Origin of the sequence: Nocardioides lijunqiniae, assembly GCF_015024225.1 — a bacterium.
Classification (GTDB): Bacteria; Actinomycetota; Actinomycetes; order Propionibacteriales; family Nocardioidaceae; genus Nocardioides; species Nocardioides lijunqiniae.
The window spans coordinates 39714-56599 of record NZ_JACJGM010000017.1; the positions used below are offsets into that span (position 1 = coordinate 39714).

Sequence of the window (16886 nt, forward strand, 5' to 3'; positions counted from 1 at the left end):
TCTCTGGCGGGTCGGCGGTGGAGCGGTGGTCAGGTCAGGACTTGGGGTCCTCGACCTGGACGACCTCGGCCGGGTCGTCCGGCGTGGTGACCTCGTGCGGGGCCTCGGCGGCGTCGGCCAGGGCCTCGTCGGGCGAGGAGCCGCCCGGGTCGTCGGTCGGCGGGACCGGCGCGACGTCGGTCGGCGCGGGGGCCGGGGCCGGCGGCGGGCTCGGCACGTACGACGACTGCCAGTTGTCGGCGGCCGCGTCACCGCCCTGCAGCTTCTTGGCGACGAACGCCACGACACCGGCGATGCCGGCGAAGAGCAGGAACTTCTTGAGCTTGCCGCCCTTCTTCGGCTCGGGCTCGCCCTTGAGTCGGGCCACCTTCGCGTCGGCGACGGACTTGGCGGAGGCCGCCTTCTCGGTGGCGAGCGCGGCACCCGTGGCGAGCAGCGGGGCGGCCTTGTCACGAGCGTCGCTCGCGGCGGAGGCGGCCTTGGTGCGGGCGTCGGCGATGACCGGCGCCGCCTTCTCGCGGGCGTCGGCCAGCACCGGGGCGGCCTTCTCCTTGGCGTCGAGGAGCGCCGGCACGGCGGTGTCCTGCACGAACTCGCGCGCCGACTCGTAGGCCGACTCGACGTGGGGCTTCGCCGCCTCGACGTACTCGCTGGCCTGGTCCATCAACGTCTTCTTCTTGCGCAGTCCCATCAAGCGCTCCTTCTGTGGGTTCCGTCCATCCCACCATGCCGGTGGTGACCAAGCCACCCCCAGGGGGGTGACCTGCGCGCCCCCGCCTTGCGACCCGTGCGAGGATCGATCCCGCAAACCGGCGCGGCAGCACCAGGCGCCGGACATCCCAGGCGAAAGGCAGTCATGGCGGAGCAGCAGGCCATCCTCAAGACCAACCGGGGCGACATCACCGTCACCCTGTTCGGCAACCACGCCCCCGAGACGGTCGACAACTTCGTCGGCCTCGCGACCGGCGAGAAGTCCTACGACGCCGGCAACGGGCGCACGGGCAAGTTCTACGACGGCCTCGGCTTCCACCGGGTCATCGAGGGCTTCATGATCCAGGGCGGCTGCCCCCTCGGCACCGGCACCGGCGGCCCCGGCTACACGTTCAAGGACGAGATCCACCCCGAGCTCGTCTTCGACAAGCCCTACCTGCTCGCGATGGCCAACGCCGGCCCGGGCACCAACGGCTCGCAGTTCTTCATCACCCTCGGCGCCACCCCGTGGCTCAACCGCAAGCACACCATCTTCGGCGAGGTGGCCGACCAGGCCTCCCGCGAGGTCGTCGACGCCATCGGCTCGACCCCGACCGGTGCCGGCGACCGTCCGCAGGACGACGTCGTGATCGAGTCGGTCGAGGTCGTGGCTTCCTGAGCGACCACCCTGCTCCCGTCCCCGGGGTGCCGGTCACCACGTGCTACCGGCACCCCGGGCGGGAGTCGTACGTCCGCTGCCAGCGCTGCGGCAAGGTCATCTGCCCCGACTGCATGCGCCAGGCGTCGGTGGGCTTCCAGTGCCCCGACTGCGTCGCCGAGGGCGCCAAGACGATGCGCGCCGGCCGCACGGCGTACGGCGGCATCCGCCCGAGCAACCCCGGCGCCACGACGATGGCGCTCATCGGCATCAACGTCGCCGTGTGGTTCGCGATCGTCGCGACCGGGTGGAAGAGCAGCCAGCTCATCGACCGGCTGGCGCTGAGCCCGCTCGGCACCTGCTTCACCTCCGACGGCAGCGGCTACTACCCCAACCTCACCGAGGCCTCCTGCGTCGCGCCCGGGCAGGAGTTCGTGCCCGGCGTCGCCGACGGCTCCTACTGGCAGCTCGCGACGAGCATGTTCGCGCACGTCGAGATCTGGCACATCGCGTTCAACATGTTCGCCCTCTACGCGCTGGGCCCCCAGCTCGAGCTGGTGCTGGGCCGCGCCCGCTTCCTCGCGCTCTACCTGCTGTCCGGGCTTGCCGGCTCGGCGTCGGTCTACTGGCTCGCCACGGAGCACGGCGCCACCCTCGGCGCCTCCGGGGCGGTCTTCGGCCTGATGGGCGCACTGCTGGTCGTCGCGTTCAAGGTCGGCGGCAACGTCCAGTCGGTCCTCACCTGGATCGGCATCAACGTCGTGATCACCGTGCTGGGCGCGCAGTTCATCTCCTGGCAGGCCCACCTCGGCGGCCTGGTCGGCGGCGTCCTGATCGCTGCCGCGCTGGTCTACGCCCCGCGCCGCAACCGCACCCAGTTCCAGGTCGGCATGCTGGTCTTCATCGCTGCGGCCCTCGCGCTGGCCGTCATCGTCCGCTCCGCCGTCCTCACCGGCTGACGCCGCCGTTGCTCCACAGGTTTCTCCACACCTGTGCAGAACCACACGCGTGTAACTCTCCACAATCTGTGGATGGACCTGTGGAGAACTCGGTCGTCGGGGACGGGTGACGTTTCCCCAAGGGATGCATCCGGAGCGTCACTTCCCGGGCGCTGCAGACTGAGGGAAGTGACGTCTTCCCTGCATCCCTTGGTGAAACGTCACCGTCCGACGCGGTCGACCGACTGCAGTAGGACAGGCGAAATGCCACCGACCCGCCGGAGAGGCTCCAGCGGGTCGGTGGGTGACGTGCGGGTGGGGCCGTCAGGCCCGGGGGCTCACTCCCAGCGCGTGGCGTAGGCGAAGCCGACGGCCATGAACGCGATGCCGACGAAGAGGTTCTTCTGGCCGAGGTCGTTGAAGACCCAGATCCGCGACGGGTCGTCGCTGATGACGTAGAAGGTGCAGATCCACAGCAGGCCGAGGATGAAGCAGCCGAGCATGCCCACGACGACGCCGCGGCCGCGACCGAGCGGGGTGGAGGGGTGGGCGGCCAGCGCGAGGCCGAGGAAGAGGGCGCCGAAGCCGATCAGGTAGTTCCAGTCCTCGAGGTCGGCCATGAACTTCGGGCCGCCGGCCTTCGGGAGCGGGATGACGCTCGGGTCGGGGCGCACCGCGGCGTAGTAGAAGACGATCCAGGCGATGCCGACGACGATCAGCAGCAGGGAGATCACGAAGCGCGGCGTCAGCAGCTTGCCCCTCGGCTCCGCAAAGGGATCGTTGGCCTTGAGCTTGGGCACGGGTCTGCTCCTTGTCGCGGGTGGCGCCGCCGCGACGTCTCGCCGCGGGTCGCGGGATACCTTAGTCGGCATGACGTCCGGTTCCCACGCGAGCCCCTCGGGGCCCGCGCCCGAGCGCCCGCGCCGCAAGCGGGGCGCATGGCGCATCGGGACGCCGGTCGTGCTGCTGCTCAGCGGCTCGCTGTTCGCCATCAGCGCCTACAACAGCGAGGGCACCGACCTGCGCCCCGGTCGCTACTCCGACCTCGCCGGCCTGGTCGACACCGAGGCGGAGAAGTACGACCAGCTCAAGGGCCGCCTCGACGACCTCAGCGCCGACGTCGAGTCGCTGACCGCCGGCGTCGACGACCGCACGGTCAACAAGCTGCGCCGCCGCGTCGACACGCTGCGCGACCCGGCCGGGCTCGAGCCGCGCCGCGGTCCGGGCATCACGGTCACGCTCTCCGACGCCCCCGAGGACGTCATCAACTCCACGACCCGCAAGCTGTCGCTCCTGGTCGTGCACCAGCAGGACATCCAGGCCGTCGTCAACGCCATGTGGCGCGGCGGCGCGAGCGCGGTGACCATCCAGGGCCAGCGCGTCGTCAGCACGACCGGCATCAAGTGCCACGGCAACGCCGTGCTCCTGCAGGGCATCCCCTACGCCCAGCCCTACGTCATCCAGGCCGTCGGCGACCCCGACACCCTCGGCGAGGCCGTCGTCGACGACGAGGACGTCGACTACTACCTCCAGCGCGCGCAGCTGCCCGACATCTCCGTCGGCTGGGACCTCGAGTCCGACGACGACGTGCAGGCGCCGGCGTACGACGGCCTGCTCGACGTGCAGCACGCCGAGGTGCTCCGCAAGCAGGGCTAGATCGAGCGCCGACACGGTCCGGTGGTCGAGCAGTGAGGAGCGCCGGCGACGAGCGTCCGTCGAGACCCGGTGAGCCGAACGCCGGGCGGCGACCCACGGTGGTTGAGGTGCGAGCGCAGCGAGCCTCGAAACCACGCCACCGGTGGTCGAGCAGTGAGGAGCGCCGGCGACGAGCGTCCCTCGAGACCCCGTGAGCCGAACGCCGAGCTGAACCACGGTGGTTGAGGTGCGAGCGCAGCCAGCCTCGAAACCACGCCACCGGTGGTCGAGCAGTGAGGAGCGCCGGCGACGAGCGTCCGTCGAGACCCCGTGAGCCGAACGCCGAGCTGAACCACGGTGGTTGAGGTGCGAGCGCAGCGAGCCTCGAAACCACACGTCCGGTGGTCGAGCAGCGAGGAGCGCCAGCGACGAGCGCCCGTCGAGACCCGGCGAGCCGAACGCCGAGCTGAACCACGGTGGTTAAGGTGCGAGCGCAGCCAGCCTCGAAACCACTCACGGTGTGCGGGGCTCGCGAGGCCCGCGCGCATAGCAGCCCGGGTTCGGCGTTAAGGAGCTTCGCCCGCTGCGCCGCGGCTTCGGCCGTCCTTGACTCCGAGCCTCTTCCGGGCTGCTGAGGCGGCGCACGGGCGGCGGCGGCTTCTCCGCGCCGCCCGCTAACAGCGCGGGCCCTGCGTATCGGTCACCTACGTCGGCAGTTCGAGCTCGGGCCGTGCCTCTCCACGCTCAGCCGCGGCTGGGTAGTGACCAACTGCCGACGCTGAGTGTCGCTTGTTGCACCACCAGTCACACCAGCCCCATCAGGGGTGCCGCGCTAAGCGCGAGGCACCCAGATGAGCCCCGAGGAGACAGCCAGAGGTGCGGGGGTCTCGACGGGCGCTCGTCGCTGGCGCTCCTCGCTGCTCGACCACCGGTGGAGTGCGGCGGCGTGGTTTCGAGGCTCGCTTCGCTCGCACCTCAACCACCGAGGTCGGCGCTCGGCTTGCGGGGGTCTCGACGGACGCTCGTCGCTGGCGCTCCTCGCTGCTCGACCACCGCGAAGGCCGCTAGTCGCGCTCGTCGTCGCCGTCGCCGTCGCGGCTGGGGATGGGGATGGTGGGGGTGCTGGGGATTGGGGCTGTGGGGGTGGGCGAGGTCGGGGGCAGCTCGGTGGTGGGGGCGGTGGGCGTCGGCTCGACGTAGGTGGAGACGAACAGGATCACCTCGGCGCCGGCGTCGGCGGTCTGCTCGCCCAGGGGGAACTGGTCGACGATCGTGCCGGCGGGCTCGGTGGAGGAGGCGTCGGGTCGCACGACCGGGGTGAAGCCGGCGGCGCGCACCTTCTGCTCCGCGACGTCCTGCTGGTCGCCGATGACGTCGGGGATCTGCTCCTGGCCGTCGGAGTAGAAGATCGTGACCGTGCTGCCCGCAGGCACCTCGGTGCCGGCGGCCGGGTCGGTCTCGATGATCTCGTTCTTGTCCTCGTCGGAGTCGCGCTCCTGCGCGTTGACCTTGAGGCCGGCGGCCTCGAGCGCCTCGGCCGCGGCCTTGCGCGGCTGGCCGACCACGGCGGGCACCGGGACCAGCGGCTTGCCGTTCGAGATCACCAGGTCGATCTCGGAGCCGGGGTCGACGAACTGGTCGAGGTTGGGGGACTGGCTGATGACGTGGTTCTCGCGCACCGTGTCGTCGGGCGCGTAGGAGACGTCGCCCTTCTCCAGCCCGGCGTCGGCGATCTCGAGGAGCGCCTCGTCGTACGTCAGGCCCACGAGCCGCGGCACCTGGGTCTGCTCCGGCGGGCTCTCGAAGAGCTTGGGCATGAAGAACGCGCCGGCGGCGACGAGCACCAGCGCGAGGATGCCCAGCATCCACAGCAGTCCGGTGTTGCGTCGCGGCTCGTCGTCGTTGCCCACCGGCAGAGGGGGCTGTGGTGCCGCGGCAGCGACGGTGGTCGCGGGCACGGCGGCGCCGGCCACCATGGTGTGCTCGGGGGGCGGCGCGACGGTCGCCTGCACCGGCACCCCCGCGAGGTAGCGCTCGATGTCCGCGCGCATCGCCGCGGCGGACTGGTAGCGGTCCTCGAGCCGCTTGGCCAGCGACTTCATCACGATCGTGTCGATCTCGGGCGGCAGCTCGGTGTCGTGGTCGGACGGCGGCGCCGCCTGCTCGCGCACGTGCTGGTAGGCGACGGCGACCGGGCTGTCGCCCACGAACGGCGGACGGCCGGTGAGCAGCTCGTAGAGCAGGCAGCCGGTGGAGTAGACGTCCGAGCGGGAGTCGACGGTCTCGCCGCGCGCCTGCTCGGGGGAGAGGTACTGCGCGGTGCCGACGACCGCGGCGGTCTGGGTCATCGTCGACGAGGCGTCGCTGATGGCGCGCGCGATGCCGAAGTCCATCACCTTCACGTCGCCGCTGGGGGTGAGCATCACGTTGCCGGGCTTGATGTCGCGGTGGATGATGCCCGCGCGGTGGCTGTAGTCGAGCGCCGACAGGACGCCGCTGGTGATCTCGAGGGCGCGCTCGGGCAGGATCTTGCGGCCCTCGCGCAGGATGTCGCGCAGCGTGCGGCCGGCCACGAACTCCATGACGATGTAGGGCTGGGCGACCCCGGAGCCGTCGCCGGCCGGCTCCTCGCCGGTGTCGTAGACCGCCACGATGGAGGGGTGGTTGAGCGACGCCGACGACTGCGCCTCACGGCGGAAGCGGGCCTGGAACGTCGCGTCGCTCGCCAGGTCGGTGCGCAGGCGCTTGACCGCGACGACGCGGCCCAGGCGCCCGTCGGTGCCCTTGCGGACCTCAGCCATGCCGCCGCGACCGAGGAGCTCGCCGAGCTCGTAGCGGTCGCCGACGACGGTCGGCTGTGAGTTGCTCATGGAGTGGGCTCTCCCTCGGAGTTCGTCGCCCGCTGCTGGGGTGACTGCGCGGCGTCGGACGGCGTCGAGTCGACCGGCTCGCTGGGCGGGGTGTCGGTGGGCTCGTCGCTGGGGACGTCGGTGGGCGTCTCCGGCGGGGTCTCGCTCGGGGTCTCCTCCGGCGTCTCCTCAGGAGTCTCGGAGGGCGTGTCCTCGGGAGTCTCGGAGGGCGTGTCCGGCGGCGGCTCGGGCTCCTCCGACTGGCTCGGCTCGGGCTCCTCCTGCGTGGGGGTGTCCTCGGCCGTCGGCTCCGACGTCGGCGCCTGCGACGGCGGGGTGTCGTCCTCGGGCTCGTCGTCGCCGCCGGTGACCAGCAGCAGCACCACGGCGGCGGCCGCGACCAGGAGCAGCACCAGCAGCACGATGCCCCACGGGCCGCGACGGCGCTCGTCGTCGGCGACGGGCGGCGGTGGCGGCGCCACGGCCGTGGCCGCCGTCGGGATCGGCGCGGCCGCCACCGGCGCGAGGACCTGGGTGCTCTGGGTGTCGCCGGGGGGCGCGACCGGTGGCGCGATGACCTGGGTGGCGGGGTCGCGCAGAGCGGACGCGAACGCCGCGGCGTCGGCGTAGCGCTCCGCAGGGTCCTTGGTGAGCGCACGCCGTACGACGGCGGCGAGGTCGGCCGGCACGTCGTCGGGCAGGTCGGGGACCGGCTGCTGCAGGTGGGCGAGCGCGGTTGCGATCGGCGACTCGGCCTCGAACGGACGCCGGCCCGCGAGGCACTCGAAGGCGACGACGCCGAGCGAGTAGACGTCGGACGCCGGCGTCGCCGGGTTGCCGCGAGCCTGCTCGGGGGAGAGGTACTGGGGGGTGCCCATGACCTGCCCGGTCTGCGTGATGCCGACGCCGTCGGCGGCCCGCGCGATCCCGAAGTCGGTGATCTTGATGCGCCGGTCGGGCGTCACGAGCAGGTTGGCGGGCTTGATGTCGCGGTGCACGATGCCGGCGGCGTGGGCGACGGCGACCGCGTCGGCCGCCTGCGCGAGCAGGTCGCGGGCGACCTCGGGGTCCAGCGGACGGCCGCCGCGCAGCAGGTCCGACAGCGGCTTGCCGTCGACGAGCTCCATGACGAGGTAGGGCCGCGGCGAGCCCGAGCCGTCGGCGGCACCCGGGGCGAGCGCCTCGCCGAAGTCGTAGACGCCGGCGACGCCCGGGTGGTGCAGGGCCGCGGCGTGCTGGGCCTCGGTCTCGAAGCGGGAGCGGAACGTCTCGTCGTCGGCGTACTCGTGCTTGAGCAGCTTGACCGCGACCTCGCGGCTCAGCGTGGTGTCGGTGGCGCGCCAGACCTCGCCCATCCCGCCGGTGGCGATGCGGGAGTCGAGGCGGTAGCGGCGCGCGTCGTCGGCGAAGCGCTCGGACGGCTCGCCCGCGGCCGGCGTCTGCGTGGTGTCAGTCATCGAGGATCGCCTCCATCACGGCCTTCGCGATCGGCCCGCCGAGCTGGCCGCCCGCGATCTCGCCGCGCGGGATGTCGGCCGACTCGATCATCACCGCGACCGCGACCTCGGGGTCCTCGGCGGGGGCGAACGAGACGAACCAGGCGTACGGCGGCACGTCGTCCTGGCCGCTCTGGGCGGTGCCGGTCTTGCCGGCGACGCTCACGCCGGGGATGGCCGCGGGCGAGGCCGTGCCGTTGTCGACGGTGGAGACCAGGAGCTGGGTCAGGTCGGCGGCCGTGGAGGAGGAGACGGCCTGCGAGAGGTCGCTGTCCTCGGTCTTCTCCAGCGTGGACAGGTCGGCGGACTGCACCTCGTCGACGATGTAGGGGCGCTTGACCACGCCGCCGTTGGCGAGCCCGGCCACGACCATCGCCATCTGCAGCGGCGTGGAGCGCACCTCGAACTGCCCGATCCCGGACTGGCCGGTCTGCGGCGGGTTCATCTCGGTGGGGAAGTTCGACTCGGCCTGGGGACGCAGGTCCTCGAGGTAGGTGGTGTTGAACCCGAACGCCTCGGCCTGCTTGATCATCGCCTCCGCGCCGACCTCGACGGCGAGCGCCGCGAAGGTGGTGTTGCAGGAGTTCTCCATGGCCTGCTCGAAGGGGATCTTGTCGGTGCCGCAGTCGCGGCCCTCGTTGTCGATGAGGCCGCTCTCGCCCGAGGTCTGGGGCAGCTGGTAGGTGTCGCCGCCCGGGACCATGCTGTCCGCGGTGTAGGCGCCGCTCTCGATCGCGGCCGCCGCGGTGACGAGCTTGAACGTCGAGCCCGGCGGCAGCGTGGTCTGGATGCCGCGGTTGAGCAGCGGCTCGGAGTCGTCGGCCAGCAGCTTGTCGTAGGTGTCGCTGACCTGGTCGAGGTCGTGGGAGGCCAGCTTGTTGGGGTCGTAGCTCGGGAGCGAGACCATCGCCAGGATCTTGCCGGTGCTCGGGTCGAGCGCCACGACCGAGCCCTCGACGTCGCCAGGCAGCGCGTCGAGGCCCTCGAAGGCGGCGTCCTGCGCCTCCGGGTCGATGGTGAGCTGGACGCTGCCGCCCTTGTTGGGGTCGTTGGTGACCAGGTCGACGAGCTTGGTGACGAACAGCCGTGGGTCCTCGCCGGAGAGGACCTGGTTCTGGGAGCGCTCGACGCCGGTCTGGCTGAAGTAGGAGAAGTAGCCGGTGATCGGCGCGTAGCGGAACGGCTCGGCGTAGGTCCGCTGGAACTCGAACCGGTCGTCGCTCGGCACGCTCTCGGCCACCGGGTCGCGCCCGACCAGGATGGCGCCGCGCTCGCGGGAGTAGGACTCCTCGATCACGCGGCGGTTGCGGGCGTCGTTGTTGAGGTCGTCGGCCTTCCAGAACTGCAGGTACGTCGCGTTGAGCATCAGCGCCACGAACAGGAAGAGGCAGAAGAGCGAGATCGTGCGGATCGGCTTGTTCACAGCTTGATCACCTGCGTCGACTGCTCGTCCGGCGCCTCGCTGGGCCCGGAGAGGTCCGGGACGGGGCGACGGGCCTGGTCGGAGATGCGCAGCAGCAGCGCGATGATCACCCAGTTGGCCACCAGCGAGGAGCCGCCGTAGGACAGGAACGGCGTGGTGAGGCCGGTCAGGGGGATCAGCCGGGTGACGCCGCCAACGACCACGAAGACCTGCAGCGTGACGACGCCGGCCAGGCCGACCGCCACCAGCTTGCCGAAGCCGTCGCGCGAGATGAGGGCGGCGCGCAGCGCGCGCTCGACGATGAGGCCGTAGAGGACCAGCACGGCGATGACGCCGGTCAGGCCCAGCTCCTCGCCGATCGCGCCCATGATGAAGTCGGCCTCGGCGTAGGTGATCCGGGTCGGGTCGCCCTCGCCGAAGCCGCGTCCGATCAGGCCGCCCCAGCCCATGCCGAACATGGTCTCGACGATCTGGTCGCTGTAGGGCGGGCGGGGGGCGTTGTAGTAGTCGAAGGGGTGCAGCCAGATGTCGACGCGGTCCTGGACGTGGCTGAACAGCCGCCAGGCGACGAACGCCCCGGACAGGAACAGCCCGGAGCCGACGACCAGCCAGCCGGGCCGCTCGGTGGCGACGTAGAGCATCACCAGGAAGAGGCCGAAGAAGAGCAGGCTGGAGCCGAGGTCGCGCTGGAAGACCAGGATGCCGAGGCTGACCAGCCACATCGCGAGGATCGGCCCGAGGTCGCGGCCGCGGGGCAGGTCGATGAAGAGCACCCGCCGGCCGGCGAGCGCGAGCGCGTCGCGGTGCAGGACGAGGTAGCCGGCGAAGGCCACGACCAGCAGCACCTTGGCGACCTCGCCGGGCTGGAAGCTGAACGGTCCGACGCCGATCCAGATCTTGGCGCCGTTGATGGTCTTGCCGACGCCGGGGACCATCGGCAGCAGCAGCAGCACGATCGCCAGCAGGCCGAAGGTGTAGGTGAACCGGGTCAGGACGCGGTGGTCGCGCAGCACGACGAGCGCGCCGACGAACAGCACGACGCCCAGCGTCATCCAGGTGAGCTGCTGGCGCGCGAAGGTGGTGTCCTCGGCGAGGTCGAGGCGGTGGATGACGGCCAGGCCGAGCCCGTTGAGGGCGGCCACGACGGGGAGCAGCACCGGGTCGGCGTACGGCGCGACCAGGCGGACCGCGACGTGGGCGCCGACGAGCAGCGCGGCCAGCCAGCCGCCGTAGCCCAGGATGTCGACCGGCACGTGGCCCTCGACGCCGATGCCGACCGCGGCGTAGGCGCCGATGCCGACCGCGAGGGCGAGGATCAGCAGGAAGAGCTCGGCACCGCGTCGCCGGCGGTGCACGAACCCCATCAGGGCCGAGGACTGGGACATGGGCTCAGCCCGCCCCTTCGGCGCTGTCCGTCGTGGCGGCGCCGCTCGTGGGGATCTCGGTGGGGAGCTCGCTGGGCTCGTCGCTGGGCTCGTCGCTGGGAGTCTCGGCGGTGTCGTCGGCGGGGGACATCTCGGCGGACAGGTTCTGGACCGTCTCGCGGGCGGCGTCGAGGTCGCTGACCTCGATGCCCTGCCGCACGCGGCCGGCGTCGTAGTCGCTGAGGCGGTCGAGCTCGACGTCGCTGGTCTGGTAGAGGTCGCTGAGGTCCATGCCGGGCAGGTCGGTGTTGATGCCGCGGAAGATGACGACGTTTCCGTCGCTCTCGCCGACGAAGTACTGGCGCTGGGTCCAGGAGTACGCCGCCGCGGCGCCCGCCCAGACCACGCCGGCGATCACCGCCAGCACCAGCAGGCGGGTGACCCACTGGTAGCGCGACGGCGGGATCGGGGCGTAGCGCGCGGCCTCGGGGTCGACCGGTGCGGAGGTCGCGCCGGGCCCGCCGACGATCTCGTCCTCGATCGGGTCGAGCTCGCCGGTGTCGCCGGAGCGGTGTCCGCGGAAGAGGCTGCCCTTGGCGCGCGGTGCGCGGCGGCGCAGCTCGGCGGCGGCGCCGACCAGCAGCGGCTCGAGGGCGTCGTACGACGGGTCGCCGGCCGCGGCCTCCTCGGTCACGACGTCGGCGACCAGGCAGGTGACGTTGTCGGAGCTGCCGGCCTCCAGGCTGGCGCGCACGAGCTCCACCGCGGCGAAGTCGGGCGTGCCCATCGACAGGATGTCGGCGAGGCGGCCGTCGTCGAGGACGCCGCAGGCGCCGTCGCTGCAGAGGAACAGCCGGTCGCCGGGCACCAGCTCGATCATGAAGAGGTCGGGGTCGGCCTCCTGCATGCCGTCGAGCGCCTTGAGGATCAGGTTGCGGTGCGGGTGGACCCGCGACTCGGCCTCGGTGATGCGGCCCTCGTCGATGAGGGACTGCACGAAGGTGTGGTCCTTGGTGAGCTGGGACAGCTCCTTGTCGCGGAACAGGTAGGCGCGGCTGTCGCCGACGTGGCCCATGCCGACGCGGTCGCCGTCGAAGAGCGCGACGGTGGCGGTGGTGCTGGTGCCGTTGAGCGCCGGGTCGGCGTCGACGAGCTGGCCGATGCGCAGGTGCGCCTCGTGCAGCGTGTCGGCCACCCGGTCCAGCAGGTCGGCGCCGGTGTCGTCGGCGGGCGGCACGTCGAGCTCGCGCAGCGTCTGGATCGCGGTCGCCGAGGCGATGTCGCCGCGGGCCGCGCCGCCGACGCCGTCGCAGACCGCGAGGAGCCAGGCGCCGGCGTAGCCGGAGTCCTGGTTGTCCTTGCGCACGCGGCCGACGTCGGAGATGGCCGAGTAGTGCAGGCGCAGGCTCATGAGCAGCTCACTTGCGCAGCTCCAGGATCGTCTTGCCGATCCGGACCTGGGTGCCGAGCGTGATCGTGGTGGGCTGCGTGATGCGCACGGTGCCGATGTAGGTGCCGTTGGTGGAGCCGAGGTCCTCGACGAACCACTGGTCGCCCGAGGCGGCGATCCGGGCGTGTCGCGTCGAGACGTAGTCGTCCTCGAGCCGGATCGCGGCGTCGGGCCCGCGTCCGATCAGGATGGGGGCGTGGTCGAGCGAGGCGGTGGCGCCGTCGTTGGTGCCGGAGGTGACCACGACCTGGGTGGGCGAGCCCCGGCGCTTGGGCGGCTTCTTCTGCTTCGCGGGCTTGCCCCCGCCACCGCCGGCGGCGCGCGCGGCCTCGGGCACCCGGGCGCCGAACATGTCGGAGCGGATCACCGAGATCGCCGACAGCACGAAGATCCACAGGATCGCGAGGTAGGCGATCCGGATGAGGAAGAGCGTGAGCTCAGACATCGGCGTCCTCCCGGACCACGCGCACGGTCATGGTGGTGTTGCCGATCTTGACCCGCGAGCCGTCGTGGAGCACGGCGTGCTTGACCTTGCGGCCCTCGACGAGCATCCCGTTGGTCGAGCCGAGGTCGTGGACCTCGATCTCCACGTCGTCGCCGATGCCCGAGACGGTGAACTCCACGTGGCGACGGCTGACGCCGGGGTCGCTGATGCGGACGTCGGCCTCGGTGCCACGCCCGATGACCAGCCCCGGGGGCTGCAGCGGGTGCTTCGTGCCGTTGACGTCGAGCACGGCGCGGGCCCGCGTCACCTGCGTGTGCGAGGCGTTGCCGGTGACCGAGGCCTGGGCGGAGCTGCGGATCCGGAAGCGGCCGGTGGTGAGGTCGTCGGCGGGCTCGAAGTCGAGCTGGACCGGGCCGGTGAACACGTAGCCCTGCGCGTCAGCGTGCTCGCGCAGCTGCCCGATGAGCTCCTTGGCCATCGCGCCCTCGTACGTCGAGAGCCGGTCCAGGTCGGTCTGGGAGAGCTCGACGTGGAAGTCGTTGGGCACCAGCCGGCGGTCGCGCGAGAGGATCTGGGCGTTGTTGTCGCACTCGCGCTGGAGCGCGGCCGCGATCTCGACCGGCTGCACCGCGGAGCGGAACGCCCGGGCGAACGCGCCGGAGATCATCTGCTCGAGCCGTTGCTCGAACCTCTGCAGCCCTCCCACGTCCCCCTCCTTCCGCAGACAGCGCCAGACATGACGAACGGACCCGTCCTCGAGACGGGGTTCGATCGATCGTATCGGGGTCGGGCCCGCGGATCGTGCACCCTCCGTCCCGGTTTGGGGGTCAAACCCGCCCTGGGATAACCTGACCCGGCTCACTTGCGCGAGTGGCGGAACGGCAGACGCGCTGGCTTCAGGTGCCAGTGTCCGAAAGGGCGTGGGGGTTCAAATCCCCCCTCGCGCACAGAAGCACCGCAGGGCCCCGGGTCTCCCCGGGGCCCTGCGGCGTTGATGGGCCCGGCGGCCCACCGCGCTCGGCGTCAGGCGGGCGCGCTGGTCCGGCCCCGGCCCGCCGCCGGCGTGGCTGCCGCGTCGCGGCGCAGCAGGAGGTGCTGGCGCACGCTGGCGACGACGTCCCACGCGCAGAGCGCGAGGATCGTGGCGAGGACGACGGTGCCGACCACGCGCGGCTCCCAGACGTTGTCGTCGGCCAGCATCGCCGGCGCGAAGTCGGGGTTCTCCACGCCCACGACGGTCATCACGACGACGACGAACGCCGCCAGCACCGCGTTCAGCGCGGCGTTGACCAGGACCAGGGGCAGCGTCCACCGGCCGACGCGGTACTTGACGACCTCGAGGACGCCGCCCGCCAGCATGATGACGATGAACGCGGGGATCCAGCTGTCCCAGAGCGCCGGGTCCACGAGCGGGACCGGGTCGCCGTCGGCGTCGTCGACGACCCCCCTGACGTGCTGCCACGGCAGCCAGGCGATGGACACGGCGACCACCACCAGCCCCCAGACGAGCTCGGACACGCCGATCTGGCGCTGCGGCGGCACCGGCGGCAGCAGGTCGGGGCTCCAGGGCTCCTGCTCGTCGGTGGCCGGGGCGCGCTGCTCGTCGCCGTACCGCTCGACGAGGGCGAAGGCGAGCCCGGTCCAGAAGACGATGTGCAGGCCGACCGTGAACGTGTCGAGGGCGGCGTGCAGCAGCCCGAGGGGCAGGCTCTCGCCCTCGATGCCCACCTGGACCACGGTCATCGCGACCAGCACGATCGGCAGGACGGTGACCAGCGTGGCCCGCAGGACCCCGACGAAGTCGTCGAAGACGGCGGGGCCGATCAGGTGGCGCGGGCGGGTGTCGTAGCTGCGGGCCAGGACGGCGGGGTCCCCGAGCTCGAGGAGCACCTCGCGCGTGGCCGCCGGGTCGTCGCCGTGCGCGTCGCGCATGTCGGCGATGGTGCCGCGCAGCTCGTCGGTGACGTCGGCGCGGATGGCCTCGGGCAGGCGGCGCGAGACCGCCGCCAGGTAGCGCTCGACCAGGTCGGTGGTGCTGTCGTCGTTCATGGGGTGCCTCCTCGGAGAACGGACTCGATGCGGGCGCCGAGGTCGGCCCACTCCTGGGCCATCTCGTCGCGGAGTCGCTCACCCAGCGGGCTGACGACGTAGAACTTGCGCGGCCGGGACTCGTCGGTGTTCCACTCGCTGCTCAGCAGCCCCTGCTTCTCCAGCCGCCGCAGCAGCGGGTACAGCGTGTTGGCGTCCACCGGGAAGCCGGCCTCGTCGAGCGTGCTCAGCAGCGCGTAGCCGTACTGCGGGGTCCGCAGCACCGCCAGGCACGCCAGGACGACGGAGCCTCGGCGGATCTCCTGCACGTGACCGCCCAGCACCTCGTCGTCGTCGCTCATGCCGACGACAATAGTGTGTGACACACACTATTGCAACGGGCACTTCGTTGTGGGTCATCTCGTCTGGTCGCGTGAGGCAGGATCGCCCCATGACGACCGAGGTCCTGCGCAACGACGCCGAGAGCCGCTACGAGATCCGCGAGGGCGAGACCCTGCTGGGGTTCGCCGCCTACCAGTCCACCCCCGAGCTCGTGGTCTTCACCCACACCGAGGTGTTCCCCGGCTCCGAGGGCAAGGGCGTGGGTGGGGCGCTGGTCCGCGCCGCGCTCGACGACGTCCGCGCCCAGGAGCTGCGGGCGCTGCCGGTGTGCCCGTTCGTCCAGGCCTACCTGCAGCGCCACCCCGAGTACGCCGACCTCGACTACCGCGCCCCGCGGTCCACCGCCACGGATTGAGCGTCGGCCTCGGGTCGTGTGCCGGAGACCGCGCTCGGGCGCTGCGTGCGGCACACGACCCGCAGCCGACCCCCGCCAAGCGCTCGCGGACGGGCTAGACGTGGTGCTCGGTGAGCACCAGCGCGAGGTCGTCGTCGACGTGGGTGCCGGCGTGCAGGAGCAGCTGGTCGACGAGGTGGTCGAGCGCCTGGTCGAGCGAGCCGTCGGCGAGCTCCTCGGCGTGGTCGTCGAGGGGGAAGAAGCGGCCGCGGCGGTCGCGGGCCTCGATCAGCCCGTCGGTGTAGAGCAGCATCCGGGCGCCCTCGGGCCACGGGTGGGTGCTCAGCACCGGGTCGGCGCCGAGCCCGAGCGGCAGGGTGTGCTCGCTGGGGTCGAGGCTCTCGATGCGGCGTCCGGCCACGAGCACGGGCGAGGGGTGCCCGCAGTTGGCCAGCGTGATCCGGTCGTGGGCGAACTCCGCCACGATCGCGGTCACGAAGTCCTCGTCCGAGACCATCCGACCGACGGCCGCGTCGAGCGAGCGGGCGACCGCGCCGACGTCGCTCTCGGTCACCGCGGCGTGGCGGAAGGCGCTGAGCACCGACGCTGCGACCTGCACGGCCTCGATGCCCTTGCCCTTGACGTCGCCGACGATCATCCGCACGCCGTACGGCGTCGAGCTCACCTCGTACAGGTCCCCGCCGACCTGGGCGGCCGTGGTCGCCGAGACGTAGCGGGCGGCGAGCTCGACATCGGCCAGGCGCGAGGGGATCGAGCTGAGCAGGGCCTGCTGGGCGGTGGCCGCGATGACGGTCATCCGGCGCAGCCGCTCCTCGCGGCGGTCGCGCACGACGGCCGAGATCACCGCCAGCACGCCGAGGGCGGCGCCGAGCCAGCCGCGCAGGGCCCACTCCGCGCCGGCCGGGCCGTCGTCGACGTAGCCGATGAGGAAGGCCAGCGCCACGCTGGCCACCGCCACCGCGGTGGTGCGCCGCGCGGTGGTGAGCATCGAGGCGACGATCGCGCTCGCGGAGTAGGTGGCGGTGAGGAGCAGGTCGCGGCGCAGGTCGCCCACGACGAGGAGCGCGAGGACGCCGAAGCCGGCCTGGAGCCCCCGATCGCGTGCGAGGAGCCCCAGCCGTCCGAGAGTGCTGGGGGGCATGCCTGAGAGCAT

Annotated in this window: 16 protein-coding genes and 1 tRNA gene; 5 read left to right on the plus strand and 12 right to left on the minus strand. The window is 72.0% G+C overall.

Annotation, left to right across the window (positions count from 1 at the left end; genetic code table 11):
• Nucleotides 1-34: 34 nt before the first annotated feature.
• Nucleotides 35-691, minus strand: a complete 657-nt coding sequence (locus tag IRQ30_RS11695; protein ID WP_193613029.1) for a DLW-39 family protein — start codon at nt 689-691, stop codon at nt 35-37.
• A gap of 165 nt (nt 692-856) precedes the next feature.
• Here IRQ30_RS11695 and IRQ30_RS11700 point away from each other — a divergent pair, with 165 nt between their 5' ends.
• Nucleotides 857-1369 (plus strand): peptidylprolyl isomerase, encoded by a 513-nt coding sequence (locus IRQ30_RS11700; protein WP_193613030.1) that lies wholly within the window; start codon nt 857-859, stop codon nt 1367-1369.
• Between the two features lie 26 nt (nt 1370-1395).
• The gene (locus IRQ30_RS11705) at nt 1396-2307 is read left to right on the plus strand and encodes a rhomboid family intramembrane serine protease (RefSeq protein WP_338089673.1); all 912 of its coding nucleotides are present in this window, start codon (nt 1396-1398) and stop codon (nt 2305-2307) included.
• A gap of 317 nt (nt 2308-2624) precedes the next feature.
• Here the strand turns inward: IRQ30_RS11705 and IRQ30_RS11710 are convergent, their stop codons facing one another.
• Nucleotides 2625-3086 (minus strand): cell division protein CrgA, encoded by a 462-nt coding sequence (locus tag IRQ30_RS11710; protein WP_338089674.1) that lies wholly within the window; start codon nt 3084-3086, stop codon nt 2625-2627.
• 70 nt (nt 3087-3156) lie between these two features.
• Between IRQ30_RS11710 and IRQ30_RS11715 the strand changes: the two genes are divergently transcribed.
• Nucleotides 3157-3942, plus strand: coding sequence for a DUF881 domain-containing protein (locus tag IRQ30_RS11715; RefSeq protein WP_193613032.1), 786 nt, complete (start codon nt 3157-3159; stop codon nt 3940-3942).
• A gap of 1043 nt (nt 3943-4985) precedes the next feature.
• Here IRQ30_RS11715 and pknB read toward each other — a convergent pair.
• The 7 genes from pknB to IRQ30_RS11750 are packed head-to-tail and all read right to left on the minus strand — an operon-like array spanning nt 4986 to nt 13654.
• Nucleotides 4986-6791, minus strand: coding sequence for a Stk1 family PASTA domain-containing Ser/Thr kinase (pknB, locus tag IRQ30_RS11720; RefSeq protein ID WP_193613033.1), 1806 nt, complete (start codon nt 6789-6791; stop codon nt 4986-4988).
• The gene (locus IRQ30_RS11725; RefSeq protein WP_193613034.1) at nt 6788-8227 is read right to left on the minus strand and encodes a serine/threonine-protein kinase; all 1440 of its coding nucleotides are present in this window, start codon (nt 8225-8227) and stop codon (nt 6788-6790) included. The genes pknB and IRQ30_RS11725 overlap by 4 nt, the downstream gene beginning before the upstream one ends.
• Nucleotides 8220-9689 carry a penicillin-binding transpeptidase domain-containing protein gene (locus IRQ30_RS11730; RefSeq protein ID WP_193613035.1) on the minus strand — a complete coding sequence of 490 codons (1470 nt, stop codon included), beginning with the start codon at nt 9687-9689 and terminating at the stop codon, nt 8220-8222. Before IRQ30_RS11730 ends, IRQ30_RS11725 begins: the two co-directional genes overlap by 8 nt.
• On the minus strand, nt 9686-11074 hold the full coding sequence (locus IRQ30_RS11735) for an FtsW/RodA/SpoVE family cell cycle protein (RefSeq protein WP_193610075.1): 1389 nt from the start codon (nt 11072-11074) through the stop codon (nt 9686-9688). Before IRQ30_RS11735 ends, IRQ30_RS11730 begins: the two co-directional genes overlap by 4 nt.
• A 4-nt stretch (nt 11075-11078) precedes the next feature.
• A complete protein-coding gene (locus IRQ30_RS11740) occupies nt 11079-12464 on the minus strand; it encodes a PP2C family protein-serine/threonine phosphatase (RefSeq protein ID WP_193613036.1) in 1386 nt (461 codons plus the stop codon).
• A gap of 7 nt (nt 12465-12471) precedes the next feature.
• The gene (locus tag IRQ30_RS11745; RefSeq protein WP_193610077.1) at nt 12472-12948 is read right to left on the minus strand and encodes an FHA domain-containing protein FhaB/FipA; all 477 of its coding nucleotides are present in this window, start codon (nt 12946-12948) and stop codon (nt 12472-12474) included.
• Complete coding sequence (locus tag IRQ30_RS11750) at nt 12941-13654, minus strand: FhaA domain-containing protein (protein ID WP_193610078.1); 714 nt, start codon at nt 13652-13654, stop codon at nt 12941-12943. Before IRQ30_RS11750 ends, IRQ30_RS11745 begins: the two co-directional genes overlap by 8 nt.
• Nucleotides 13655-13812: 158 nt before the next feature.
• Between IRQ30_RS11750 and IRQ30_RS11755 the strand changes: the two genes are divergently transcribed.
• Nucleotides 13813-13895, plus strand: a tRNA-Leu gene (locus IRQ30_RS11755).
• A 76-nt stretch (nt 13896-13971) separates the two neighbouring features.
• On the opposite strand, the gene IRQ30_RS11760 is transcribed toward IRQ30_RS11755, so the two are convergent.
• Nucleotides 13972-14997: an HAAS signaling domain-containing protein gene (locus IRQ30_RS11760; protein WP_193613037.1), complete on the minus strand. Its 1026-nt coding sequence runs from the start codon at nt 14995-14997 to the stop codon at nt 13972-13974.
• Nucleotides 14994-15338 (minus strand): PadR family transcriptional regulator, encoded by a 345-nt coding sequence (locus IRQ30_RS11765; RefSeq protein ID WP_193613038.1) that lies wholly within the window; start codon nt 15336-15338, stop codon nt 14994-14996. Before IRQ30_RS11765 ends, IRQ30_RS11760 begins: the two co-directional genes overlap by 4 nt.
• A gap of 89 nt (nt 15339-15427) precedes the next feature.
• On the opposite strand from IRQ30_RS11765, the gene IRQ30_RS11770 reads away from it, so the two are divergent.
• On the plus strand, nt 15428-15733 hold the full coding sequence (locus tag IRQ30_RS11770; RefSeq protein WP_193613039.1) for a GNAT family N-acetyltransferase: 306 nt from the start codon (nt 15428-15430) through the stop codon (nt 15731-15733).
• A gap of 94 nt (nt 15734-15827) precedes the next feature.
• Here the strand turns inward: IRQ30_RS11770 and IRQ30_RS11775 are convergent, their stop codons facing one another.
• The gene (locus IRQ30_RS11775) at nt 15828-16874 is read right to left on the minus strand and encodes a PP2C family protein-serine/threonine phosphatase (RefSeq protein WP_193613040.1); all 1047 of its coding nucleotides are present in this window, start codon (nt 16872-16874) and stop codon (nt 15828-15830) included.
• Between the last annotated feature and the right edge of the window lie 12 nt (nt 16875-16886).